We start from the raw sequence: 12,632 nt of genomic DNA on the forward strand, positions 1-12,632 counted from the left end.
TATCTCGATCGAGTATAACGAAGTCGGCAAAAAACTGCCATGCTTTTTTTGGCACGTAGTCGAATCAACTTTGATACAGTAAGAGGAGGAGGGATGAACATGAAATCAATTTTACAACAACAACTTGAACGTAAAGGTACGAATTCGGTGAAGTGGGACGGGTTGGAGCGATGGTTCCGTTTGTCAGATGATGTGTTACCACTCTGGGTAGCGGATATCGATATCCGGACTGCCCCGTCCATCTCCGAGGCGCTCGCCGCAAAAGCCGCTCAAGGGGAATTCGGGTATACATTGTTCGCACCTGAAGCGCAGAAGGCGGTCAGTGATTGGTACGGCCGACGTCACGATTTGATTGTAGACCCGAACCATGTGTTATTCTCTAGCGGTGTTGTGCCTGCGTTGACTCATATCGTCGAGGCGTTGACTGAAGTCGGAGATGGCGTCGTCATCCAGTCACCTGTCTATCCACCATTCCACGAACTCGTTGTCGGTTCCAAGCGACAAGTGTTCGATGCCCCGTTGAAAAAAACTGACGAACGCTACGAGATGGATTTTGTCGCACTCGAGGAAGCGATGAAACAAGCGAAACTTTTCTTACTCTGTTCCCCACATAATCCAGTTGGACGTGTTTGGACGAGAGCGGAACTAGAGAAGGTCGTAGCACTCGCGAATCAATATGAGGTGATCGTCGTCGCTGACGAGATTCATGCAGACTTGACGTTCCCTTCTCATCAACATACCGCAATCGGCACACTCGACCCACGTGTCATCACGGTGAGTGCGCCCTCAAAAGCATTTAACATCGCCGGATTGTTTGCGTCCTACATCATTTGTCCGGTCGATGAGTGGCGGAAGCAAATCACGAAAGTACAGAACAAACATCACGTGCTCCCGACACCGTTCGCGAACACGGCCATCATCGCCGCCTATACCGACAGCCGCGCGGAACATTGGCTCGACCAGTTACGGGAAGAATTGGAGCAACAAATGAATGACGTGATCGATTCCATAGAATCAAACCTCCCGATGCTCCATACGACCCGTCCGGAAGCGAGTTATCTACTTTGGATTGACTTCTCAGAGTTACCGATGTCAGCCGAGGAGCGGAAGTCTTGGCTGCATCAAAACGTCCGAATCTTCTTGTCACCGGGTAGTCCGTTCGGTCCTCAAGGTGAATCATTCGAACGGATGAATATTGGGGCACGTCGTGAACTATTGGACGAGGCGATTCAGCGACTGAGCGCGCAAATGGAACGAAAAGCGTTTGTGTAAAACGAGAATCGGGAAAAATTCACAATGAGATGATGAGAGAAAGTGAGTGAATGGGATGGAGACGATCAACTGGAAGAAAAAGATGGAGGAACAGTTAAGACGTAGCGGCTTCACCTTGCAAGTCGAAAACATGTCCAATATCCGCTTGACTGAGATTCATGCGAGTTCTTCTCCGTTGATCTCTTATCCGCTCCGAGTTCGTCTATATGAGCGGATGGGTTGGCTCATGTGTACGGTCGATTCGCCAACGCTCAATCGGAATGAAGATCATCCGTTATTTGAACGCATGGTGACAGCCGTCTTTGAACGAATTGTGCGTCACCTGTATAACGGGTATGGTTTTCACATTTTGACGTTCATCGGAGATACCGGAAATTACATCGCCCCAAAAGATTCGGAGACAGGGGAGGTCGTACGCCTCGTCGCCCACCTTTGGAATGACCGCTCGTACATTCACCTCGACACCTTCGAGGAGTATCCCGCCTTATACGTGACGCCACCGTGGGCACATCAAGCATATGCCATCGAAAGCACAGACGATGAGTGGGTCATCTACGCGGGGAGAGGGGGGAGGCCGTCGACCGATTATCGTGCTGACGGCGTCGAATTGAAATCTCATCGTCTATCGGATGGTGAGCTCTTCTTCCCGGTCGATCGGATTTCGAAAGAGAAAGGAACCCTCGCCTTGGCCGAATGGCTTCGACTCGAACGACGAGAAGTCGAGGACTTTATGATGTCCTTCATGCAGACGATCCGGAAGTTTGACCCGTCGTTTGGATTCGCATGGGGCGGAACGCAAACATTTTTTCATGGTGTCCCGGTTGAACCATACGCGCAGGTGCTCAGGCTTGAAAGTGGGAAACGTCGCTATCGCGTCATGAACAACACGGCAAAACGACTATTTGCCGTCTCGGACGACTCGAACGAGTGTCTGAAGGAAGTGAGTCGAACACTAGGGACGATCACGCTCCCTGAACGACGTGTCTCATCCCTCGGTCAATTGATCATGGGAATCTGGCAACAGTTTGAAACCGATGAGGAAACATACATTCAAGAAGTCGCGTTTCGTGACATCTCCAAATTCCAAATGGAAGAAAAGATCGGGCATGCCCTCGCGAATCAACAACGGATTCGCTGGATTGACAAGAACCATCCGCATCAGAATGTGATTGAATATGCTCATCTACGGATCACGTTCCCGAAACGACCACCTGGGCTTGTGACAGTCGAACCCGCTGAATCCGGACAAGAGAGAGGTGCTTTATGAGAATCGTTGACGCACGAGCCATGCCAATCGATCATGAAGATGTGATCGCCGTTACCCCTACCTCGGTCTACTATCGAGAGAAGAAAGATCGCACGACATTCTCGCTCTATCGCTTTGACGAAGAGGATGGCATGATCACACAATTGAACCGGAGGGAGTACGCGGATTACGGTTATCCAAAGCTATTCGTCGATGGAGACATCGTCTATTTTATAAATGAGGTCCCCGACGGTGAAGGGGTGGTCAAAACAGAATTGATCGCCTTCTCTTACAAGACGGGCACCGAAGAAGTGGTCACGACGTTTGAGAAGCGTGGAAATAGCACATTGTTCTGGGTACTGGATCATCGTTACTTCCTCTTTTTGACGGCGTTTGAAACATCGGATGAGGCGTGGCTCTATGATCGCGTGACCAATCAACGGGAGCGTATTCGGGATGAGCGTCTTGTCGGTAAGACGGAACGTTTCCGAGAATTGTATTTGTTCACGACCACATTCGATGGTGTTCCATACATCGTCTGTAACGCGAGACTCGATGAGTTTGACTATTACAATGCACTCGATGATGGGCACATCTCTCCTGACGACCCGATTGACCATTCCGAGGCACTCTTGATTTGCCCACTCGAGGAGGCGGTCGAGGCGATATGGGATCAACGGGGTGAATTGCCATTCGATGATATCCTCCGTCTCCAAGGGGAAGGGGACACGGTCCAATATCTAGGAGAAAATGAAGGGACGCTTCGATTCTCCGCGTTTGTTGACTCGTTGAATGAGGAGGTCATCTATGATTTGACGGGTCCCGATGTCTTACATGAAGTATCGGTCGTCGATTGGGGTGCTTATGAACCGATTGATTTCACGTACGACGATATTAGTTCGACGATTTTTATCAAAGTTGATGAGACAGATATGCACTCAGAAGTCATCGACCTCGCAACCGGTGCGCGTTATATCGATGTGGAACCGTTCGAACGCGTCATCGGTCGCCGCTATCTCGTCCATGAATATACGGAAGGACTTACGAGCGGTGTCGTGATTTTCGATTTAGAATCGGAAGAACGTCTCACTTATGACAATGCCTATTTTATGGTCATCGATGATGCCATTTTGATTTTGTCAATGTCCAGCACATAAATATAACCACCACCCATTATATAGGTGGTGGTTATATTTGGATATATAGTTTACATAACATATTATTGTAAACTCGATATTGCGTGTTTTTTCCGTTCATCTCCGATATGGGCATAGACTTGTGTCGTTGCCACAGATTCATGCCCGAGAAGCTGTTGAATCGTGAGCACATCGACGCCCCCCATGGCGAGACGTGAAGCGAACGTGTGACGGAGTTTATGTGGCGTTACCTGTTTATAGCTCAAGAACGGCAGGTAAGGCTTTAAGCGGTCAATATGCCCTTTCAACATATGCTGAACCGTCCGTACAGCGATTCGTTGCCCCTTCTCATTTTGGAACACCGCCCCTTCGCTCGACGTGTCGCGATACTCAGAGAGGAGTGGAAGAAGTGGTCCTGCGATGGGGATCAAGCGTTCCTTATTGCCTTTACCGATGACCCGAATCGTTCCGGTCTCAATGTTGATATCGGACCAATTGAGTCCGACGAGCTCGGATACGCGCATTCCTGTCAGTCCGAGTAACTGTATAATTAAAAAGTCTCGCGCGCGATTCATTTCGTACCAACTCGCCTCGCGATTCGTCATGCCGACATTGCTACGTACGAGCGTCGAGAAATCGAGCCACTCCGATTCCGTCAAATAGACGGGGTTCCGTTTGCCGCGTTTCGGGCGTTCTACGGTTTGAAAAGGATTCACCGTTGCTTGATTGGTCTCGATTAAGTAATTGAAGAGTGACTGTAACGTTGAAAGCTTCCGATTGATGACGCTCGGAGCATTATCGAGATCGAGGGCAAGATAAGTCGCATACGCTTCTGCTCCGGCATGGTCAATCTCTGTGAATGATGGCAAGTCAATCGTTTCAGGCTCTAACTCAGTACCACTAACGTGCTCGACCCAACGAAAGAAATCTAAAACGTCATACACATAGCGCTGGGCCGTCTGTTTGGAATAATGCTTCGCTGCTAAATGATGAAAAAACTGTTGGATGAATGCGGGTAGTCGGTGCAACCCGTTCAACTCGAAGCGTTTCGTCGTCGTCGGTGTCTGCCGCTGTCCAAGTTGACGGAAAATACTCATAGAATGCCCCTTTCTTCATGTAGTTCTCACTTGATTCTTTCCGCTACGCTTCCCTTCACGAAGGAAGTTGTCCGCTTCTTTGACGATCTCTTCGACCGTATCGTGACCAACACGAACCGCAAGTCCGAATGTCATTGTGACATGAAGACGTTCTCCTGCGTAATGGAGAGGGGTCGACTCGATTTGTTGTCTCAACTGCTCGACGATTGGAAGGAAGTCACCGGACGGACTCGATAGGTAGACCAGAAACTCCTCTCCTCCCCAGCGGACGGCCATGCCGTCGATATCGGATAATATGGAGGCCACTTGTTGAAGCACCCGGTCCCCACAATCATGACCGTACGTCTCGTTAAACGATTTGAATCGATCGATGTCACCGAGAACGATTGCATACGGAACGCCTTCATGAGCGGCTTTGTCGATTGCTTTAGAAACTTGTTCATGCCCAACTTTTCGGTTCAATAGTCCGGTCAATCCATCCGTAGACGCTAGGATTTGCAATCGCTCATTGGATCGTTCGAGTTCATCTGTCACTTCGACAACGGCTGACTCGAAGATGAAGGAGAGCCCTGCGATCATCACCACGGTCGATAGGATGCAAAAGAGTCCGAGCGCTTGTTCCACCTGAATCGGTAGGGTCTCGATGCCGTCGGACACATAGATGAACAGAAGGCTATAAATCAACATCGCGATGGCCGTGGTCAAGATGCGTTGGCTTCTGGATACGCTTGGCATGAAAAAGACACCATAGGCCATCATGAGGATGAAATAATGCATGTTGATTTCCCAACCGAGAATGACGGTCGAGATGACGGCGTTGTAAACGACTTCGATAAAAAGTCCGGTAAAGAAGATGCCGTACCACCGCCTATGTACAAAGTAGAATGAAATCGTGTAATAGATCACACTCAAGCCATTTGATAGGAATAAGAGAGTCATATCCAAACGATAAAACAAGATGCAAAATAGGAAGTGGACCAACCAAGCGATGACATTGCCGTAAAAAGTAATTCGTTCGTTATATAGTGTTCCTCGACGAGTTTCATAGGTTGTTCCCATCACACACCTCCTTTCTTTTAGTATAACGAAACAATGATTAAATTTGTATAGAAGTCCGTAAAATGACTTTAAAAAACGTCCTAATTTCGTATGTATCATTGCGTGAAATAGATATTTCACGCAATGTTCATGAGTTACATGATTGTTTCTGAATCGAGTGGTTAATCGACCGATGAGTTTTACCGCAAAATAAAAGGTAGACAATAATTTGTTATGTAAACCATATTGGTTTGTCTTGAAATTGTAATGTTGGGTCATTATACCTTATGATGAAAATAGGACTTGAAACAGGAAGGAAGGTAACGTTACACTGTAAACGTAAACCAAAGGGGGATTTTGGATGGATGATCAGCGTTTGAAGCAACTTTTGTCTGAAGCGAAGACCATTGCGGTCGTCGGCGTGTCCGACAACCCGAACAAGACGGCCAACCAGATCGCAGAGTATTTACTCCGTGTCGGCTATACCGTCATCCCCGTCAACCCGATGCTCGAGGAGTGGAACGGACGCAAAGCGTATCCGTCCGTCGAGAGCATCCCGGGTAGAATCGATATCGTCGACGTGTTCCGTCGCAGCGAATTTTTAGCAGGTGTCGCGGAAGATGCGGTACGACATGGGGATGTCGGGCTCGTCTTCAATCAGCTCGGTCTCTCAAGTCCTGAGGCGGAGAAAATCGTACGCGATGCCGGACTCGACTACGTCGAGAATCGCTGCCTGTACGTGGAACATGCTCGTCTACTCGGATAAGACCTACCTCCTTGGTAGGTCTCCTTTTTTTCAGCGATGGCTGACAAGGGAGGCTTGCCAGAATCGATGAACAGCTATACAATAGGAAAGAAAAACGAACGTGTGTTCGAAATTGAGGTGACTGCTATGTCAACAGATCTATTTAATTACAATGAAGACGCCATCCAGGTGCTCGAAGGACTCACGGCCGTACGGAAACGTCCGGGGATGTACATCGGGTCAACCGACCATCGCGGACTTCACCATCTCGTCTATGAGATCGTCGACAACGCGATCGATGAGGCGCTCGCTGGGTTCGGTGGTCAAATCGATGTGACGATTCATAAGGACGATGCCATCACGGTCCGTGACCACGGCCGCGGGATGCCGACAGGAATGCACGCCTCTGGAAAGCCTACCCCAGAAGTCATTTTTACGGTCCTTCACGCTGGAGGAAAGTTCGGACAAGGCGGATACAAGACGTCTGGTGGACTCCACGGCGTCGGTGCTTCGGTCGTCAACGCCCTATCAAGCAAGGTCGTCGTGACGATTTATCGTGACGGAAAAGTGTTCGAACAGACCTTTGCAGACGGCGGTGTGCCTCAAACGACACTGATTGAGACAGGCAAGACACGCCAAACCGGCACGAGTGTCTATTTCAAACCGGATGCGACCATCTTCTCAACGACGACGTATAACTATGACACGCTCGCCGAACGCCTCCGTGAATCGGCTTTCCTCTTAAAAGGATTGACGATCACGCTCACGGACGAGCGTACGGAGAAGCAAGAGACGTTCCATTACGAGGAAGGGATTGCCGAGTTCGTCCAATACTTGAACGACGACAAGGCGACACTCCACCCAATCGTCTATTTCGAAGGGGTCGAGAATGAGATCGAAATCGAACTCGCGTTTCAGTTCACGGACGCCTATTCCGAAAATGTGCTCTCGTTCGTCAACAACGTCCGGACACGCGATGGTGGAACGCACGAGGTCGGTGCTAAGACGGCGATGACCCGAATCATGAACGAATATGCACGGAAGAACGGTTTACTCAAAGAGAAAGATAAAAATCTCGACGGCGGCGACGTCCGTGAGGGACTCACGCTCATCGTCTCGGTCCGGATCCCGGAAGAGTTCCTCCAGTTCGAAGGGCAGACGAAGTCGAAACTCGGGTCACCAGAGGCACGTGCGAGTGCTGACAGCGTTATGGCGAAACAGTTGACGATCTTCCTAGAAGAGAACCCTCAGATGGCGACGATGCTCATCAAGAAGGCGATTCGTGCGGCTCAGGCTCGCGAGGCGGCTCGAAAGGCCCGTGAAGAGGCACGTAACGGGAAGAAAAAGAAACGTTCGAGCATCTTGAACGGGAAATTGACGCCGGCGACGTCGAAGAATGCCGCCAAGAACGAACTGTTCCTCGTCGAGGGTGATTCGGCCGGTGGTTCCGCCAAACAAGGGCGCGACCGTACGTTCCAAGCCATCCTCCCACTACGCGGGAAGGTCATCAACTCAGAAAAGTCGAAACTTCAGGACATCATGAAGAATGAAGAAATCAATACGATCATCCATGCAATCGGCGCTGGGGTCGGTCACGATTTCGACTTGGATGACTGCAACTTCGACAAGATCATCATCATGACGGATGCCGATACGGACGGTGCGCATATCCAAGTGCTCCTTCTCACGTTCTTCTTCCGTTATATGCGACCGCTCGTCGAGGCGGGCCGTGTGTTCGTCGCCTTGCCACCGCTCTATCGCATCTCAAAAGGGAAAGGCAAGTCCGAACAGTTCGACTATGCCTGGGACGAAGAGGCGCTCGAGAAGCTCGTCAAAGTGTATAAGAAAGGCTATATCCTCCAACGCTACAAAGGTCTCGGTGAGATGAACGCGGACCAGTTATGGGAGACGACGATGAATCCGGATACCCGTACGCTCATCCGTGTCACGGTGGACGATGCGGCTGTCGCGGACAAGCGTGTATCGGTCTTGATGGGTGACAACGTCACGCATCGCCGTGAGTGGATCGAGGAGAACGTCGCCTTCGGACTCCAAGAAGATGATTCGATCATCGCCAATGAACATGTGACTAAAGCGATTGAGGAAGTGATGTAACGATGTCGACGATTCAACACATTTTAAATCTATCTCTCGAACAGGTCGTCGGTGACCGGTTCGGGCGTTACTCAAAATATATCATCCAAGACCGTGCCTTACCGGATGCTCGTGACGGACTCAAGCCCGTACAACGCCGGATTCTATATGCGATGCACCATGAGGGGAATACGAACGACAAGCCATACCGGAAGTCCGCCAAGACGGTCGGGAACGTCATCGGGAACTATCACCCGCACGGGGACTCGTCCGTCTATGAGGCGATGGTACGTCTCTCGCAAGACTGGAAACTCCGGTATCCGCTCATCGACATGCATGGGAACAACGGGTCGATGGACGGTGACCCGGCAGCGGCCATGCGTTATACGGAAGCCCGTCTCTCGAAGATTGCGGGTGTCATGTTGACGTCGATTGCGAAGAATACGGTCGACTATACGCCAAACTTTGATGATTCAACGGAAGAACCGCTCGTCTTGCCGTCGCTCCTCCCGAACTTACTCATGAACGGGACGACAGGGATCTCAGCTGGTTATGCGACGGAGATCCCTCCGCATAACTTGACGGAAGTGCTCAACCTCGCCATCGCACGCTTGAAGGGTCAGGTCGATACGGCGAAAGACGCCCTCGAGTATGTCACAGGACCTGACTTTCCGACCGGAGGGACGGTCATGGGGAAAGACGGTATCCTCAAGGCGTTCGAGACAGGTAAAGGGAAGGTCATCATCCGAGCGAAGTCCGAGATTGAGCAGCTAAAAGGTGGCCGTGAACAGATCACGATTACCGAACTTCCGTATGAAGTGAATAAGGCGAACCTCGTCAAAAAGATGGAAGAGCTCCGTCTCGATAAAAAAGTCGAAGGTGTCGCGGAAGTCCGTGATGAGACGGATCGGACGGGCCTTCGGGTCGTCATCGAATTGAAGAAAGAAGCGGACGCGGAAGGTGTCCTTCACTTCTTCTTGAAGCATACGGACCTACAGCTCGCCTATAACTACAATATGGTATCCATCGTGAACCGGACGCCGAAACAGATGGGAATTATCCCAATCATTGACGCCTATTTGAAACACGTCGAAGAAGTAGTGACACGCCGAACGACGTTCGAGCTCGAACAGGCGAAGAAACGTGCCGAAATCGTCGACGCCTTGGAACAAGCCATCTCGGTCCTCGATGAGACGCTCGAATTGATCCGTTCCGCCAAAGACAAGACGGACGCGAAGAAGAAACTGATGGAGCGGTTCTCATTTACGGACCGCCAGGCCGAAGCGGTCGTCATGCTCCAGTTGTATCGACTCACGAATACGGATATCGTCGAGTTGCAAAAAGAAGCAAAGGCGCTCCAAAAAGAGATTGCCCGCCTCTCAAACATCCTCGAGGTGGACGCGACAAAACGAAAGTTGATCGTGAAAGAACTTACGGCATTGCGTGACGAGTTCGGAGATGACCGTCGTTCGGTCATCGAGTCGGAAGTTGAGGAATTAAAACTGAAGACGGAAGTTATGATTGCTGTCGAAGAGACGATGGTATTCGTCAGCCGTGACGGGTACGTCAAACGTGCCTCGATGCGCTCGTATGGCGCGTCAAGTGACGTTTTACCGGAGATGAAAGAGAAGGATCGTCCACTTCTCACGACACAAGCCATGACGACGGACCACTTGCTCGTTTGGACGAACAAGGGTAGTTACCTCCTCATCCCGATCCATCAGATTCCAGAATCGAAGTGGAAGGATGCCGGACAACACGTCGCCAACCTCGTCCCGATTGAAGGGGAACAGGTCATCTCGGCAGACGTCGTCTCGACGTTCGATACGGACGCCCATTGCCTCTTCGTGACGAAAGACGGGATGGTCAAACGTACACCGTTACGCGACTACGACGCGCAGCGGAAATCGAAACCACTCATGGCCTTGAAGCTGAAAGGTGACGACGAGGTCGTCTTCGCCGGAATCAGTGACGGTCCAGGGCAGTTGTTCCTCGTCTCAGAGCGTGGATACGGTCTCTGGTTCAAAGAGGATGATGTCCCTGTCGTCGGACAGCGGGCAGCCGGTGTGAAGGCGATGAACCTGAAAGACGGTGACCTCGTCGCCGATGCCTTCTCCTTCTTCACGCCACCGTTGTTCGTTCTCGTGACGCAACGGGGAGCGGTCAAGAAGATGAAACTCGACGACCAGTTCGACTGTACGAACCGCAACCTTCGTGGGACGATGCTCATTCGTGAGGTCAAATCAAAACCACACCAAATCCGTCGTGTGCTTCCAGTACATGGGGATGAGACGCTTCATATCGTCGGGAAAGAAAAAGCAAAACAAGTGAAGACAAAAACCCTTACGCTACTCGATCGCTATGCCAACGGCTCGTTCGTCTTTGACGAAGACTCGTTCGGTGAAATCGAGGACGTGTATCTCAATTAATCAAAAGACCTGTGATTTGGCTGATTCGCCGTTCACAGGTCTTTTTGTCGTAGCCATGTCTCTAAATCGCGTTGTTGTCGTCGATGGTGCCGCGTGTGCATCTCGACCAATTGTTATTCGTATACGTGATGGAAAGCTGACATCAGAGAATGTGGGTTCTGAAAAGGAAGAATGCATCGATTTGCCGAAAAAGACATGTAGGACAAAAGATAGGGGGATCTATATGTCTCAATGGCTGACATGGGCGAAACGAATTCAGGCGCTGTCTCAGGCCGGTCTGACGTTCACGCGTGATCAATATGACCAAGAACGGTACGAAGAGTTACAAGAAATCGCAAGAGAGATGTATGAACGGCACTCGGACTTATCGGATGAGGCCATCTCACAACTTGTTCATGTGGACGGTTATCCGACACCGAAACTTGATGTGCGAGGCGTCATCTTCAAAGATGATCGAATCCTGCTCGTGAAGGAGCGGTCAGATGGGTTGTGGACCTTACCCGGTGGCTTCTGTGAAGTGAATCGCTCTCCTGCTTCGAATATCATCAAAGAAGTAGAGGAAGAGGCTGGCCTGGATGTGATTCCAGTACGGTTGCTCGCCTTGTTCGATATGCATGAACATCCACATCCGCCTCTCTCGGAGCATTATTACAAACTTTTCCTCGAGTGTACACTGATTGGTGACGAGGAGGGGAATGCAGGCTTGGAGACGAGTGACGTCGGCTTTTTCGAACGAGACGCTTTGCCAGAGCTCTCCCTTGCCCGTAATACGCTTGAACAGATTCACATGTGCTTTGACGCGCATTGGCAAGAAGAAGACTGGACCACTTTATTCGACTAGGAGGATCACCGATGAAAGTGAGACGATACGGACATATCCATCAACTGACCTTTTACGCTCCCGTAATGCCAATCAACGTTCAACTGTTTGAGCACGAGCTCGGTCTCGTCTTAATCGACACGGCGCTGAAACGGAACGCGACCGACATTTTGTCGTATATCGCCGAGCTAGACAAGCCACTCCTCGCGATATTGTTAACGCATGCTCATGGGGATCATGTCGGTGGGGTGGACACCATCAAAGCAGAGCATCCGCTCGCTGAACTCTTCATCTCCCGACGTGATGCCCGGCTCTTATCGGGAGATCGGTCGCTAGAGGAAGAAGAGCAGAACAAGATTCGTGGTTCTTTGCCGACGATTCGTTCTACACCGGATGCGGTACTAGATATTGGTGAGCGGTTATTCGGTTTACGTGTCCTCGATGCAGCGGGTCATACACCAGGGTCAATTGCGTACTATGACGAGGTAAATCGGGTATTATTTGCAGGTGACGCTTTTCAAACTCAGGGAGGGGCAGCGGTAGCGGGAGATGTTCGGCCGTTATTCCCATTACCAGGACTCGCGACATGGAATCGGTCCGTTGCCGTCGAGAGTGCGGAGCGGCTAGTGGACTTGTCACCACTCCTTACTTTCGTAGGGCACGGTCCGCCACTCAAAGGGACACACCGGCTCTATTTGGCGTTGAAACGGGCGAAACGGAAGCAGGCGAGAAAGTTTATCCGTTAACGGGAGGGT

10 protein-coding genes are annotated in these 12,632 nt (G+C 50.6%); 8 read left to right on the forward strand and 2 right to left on the reverse strand.

What is annotated here, in order from left to right:
* Nucleotides 1-99 precede the first annotated feature (99 nt).
* From KNO72_RS00320 to KNO72_RS00330, 3 genes are read left to right on the forward strand one after another with little or no spacing between them, the layout of a single operon-like run.
* Entirely contained in the window at nucleotides 100-1,272 is a 1,173-nt protein-coding gene (locus tag KNO72_RS00320) for a MalY/PatB family protein (protein ID WP_214756992.1), read from the forward strand.
* A gap of 55 nt (nucleotides 1,273-1,327) precedes the next feature.
* Nucleotides 1,328-2,539 (forward strand): hypothetical protein, encoded by a 1,212-nt coding sequence (locus KNO72_RS00325; RefSeq protein ID WP_214684248.1) that lies wholly within the window; start codon nucleotides 1,328-1,330, stop codon nucleotides 2,537-2,539.
* Nucleotides 2,536-3,675 (forward strand): hypothetical protein, encoded by a 1,140-nt coding sequence (locus tag KNO72_RS00330; RefSeq protein ID WP_214756994.1) that lies wholly within the window; start codon nucleotides 2,536-2,538, stop codon nucleotides 3,673-3,675. The genes KNO72_RS00325 and KNO72_RS00330 overlap by 4 nt, the downstream gene beginning before the upstream one ends.
* A gap of 62 nt (nucleotides 3,676-3,737) precedes the next feature.
* Here the strand turns inward: KNO72_RS00330 and KNO72_RS00335 are convergent, their stop codons facing one another.
* Nucleotides 3,738-4,751: a tyrosine-type recombinase/integrase gene (locus KNO72_RS00335; RefSeq protein WP_214688701.1), complete on the reverse strand. Its 1,014-nt coding sequence runs from the start codon at nucleotides 4,749-4,751 to the stop codon at nucleotides 3,738-3,740.
* 15 nt (nucleotides 4,752-4,766) lie between these two features.
* Nucleotides 4,767-5,810: a GGDEF domain-containing protein gene (locus tag KNO72_RS00340; RefSeq protein ID WP_214684254.1), complete on the reverse strand. Its 1,044-nt coding sequence runs from the start codon at nucleotides 5,808-5,810 to the stop codon at nucleotides 4,767-4,769.
* Between the two features lie 340 nt (nucleotides 5,811-6,150).
* On the opposite strand from KNO72_RS00340, the gene KNO72_RS00345 reads away from it, so the two are divergent.
* From KNO72_RS00345 to KNO72_RS00365, 5 genes are all read left to right on the forward strand, one after another.
* Nucleotides 6,151-6,555 carry a CoA-binding protein gene (locus KNO72_RS00345; RefSeq protein WP_012726331.1) on the forward strand — a complete coding sequence of 135 codons (405 nt, stop codon included), beginning with the start codon at nucleotides 6,151-6,153 and terminating at the stop codon, nucleotides 6,553-6,555.
* Between the two features lie 126 nt (nucleotides 6,556-6,681).
* Complete coding sequence (gene parE / locus KNO72_RS00350) at nucleotides 6,682-8,649, forward strand: DNA topoisomerase IV subunit B (RefSeq protein WP_078147927.1); 1,968 nt, start codon at nucleotides 6,682-6,684, stop codon at nucleotides 8,647-8,649.
* A gap of 2 nt (nucleotides 8,650-8,651) precedes the next feature.
* Nucleotides 8,652-11,057: a DNA topoisomerase IV subunit A gene (parC, locus tag KNO72_RS00355; RefSeq protein ID WP_214756995.1), complete on the forward strand. Its 2,406-nt coding sequence runs from the start codon at nucleotides 8,652-8,654 to the stop codon at nucleotides 11,055-11,057.
* Between the two features lie 223 nt (nucleotides 11,058-11,280).
* Nucleotides 11,281-11,898: an NUDIX hydrolase gene (locus KNO72_RS00360; RefSeq protein ID WP_214756996.1), complete on the forward strand. Its 618-nt coding sequence runs from the start codon at nucleotides 11,281-11,283 to the stop codon at nucleotides 11,896-11,898.
* 11 nt (nucleotides 11,899-11,909) lie between these two features.
* Nucleotides 11,910-12,623, forward strand: coding sequence for an MBL fold metallo-hydrolase (locus tag KNO72_RS00365; RefSeq protein WP_214756997.1), 714 nt, complete (start codon nucleotides 11,910-11,912; stop codon nucleotides 12,621-12,623).
* Nucleotides 12,624-12,632 lie beyond the last annotated feature (9 nt).

It is taken from the genome of Exiguobacterium sp. s123 (assembly GCF_018617075.1).
Taxonomy (GTDB): domain Bacteria; phylum Bacillota; class Bacilli; order Exiguobacteriales; family Exiguobacteriaceae; genus Exiguobacterium; species Exiguobacterium profundum.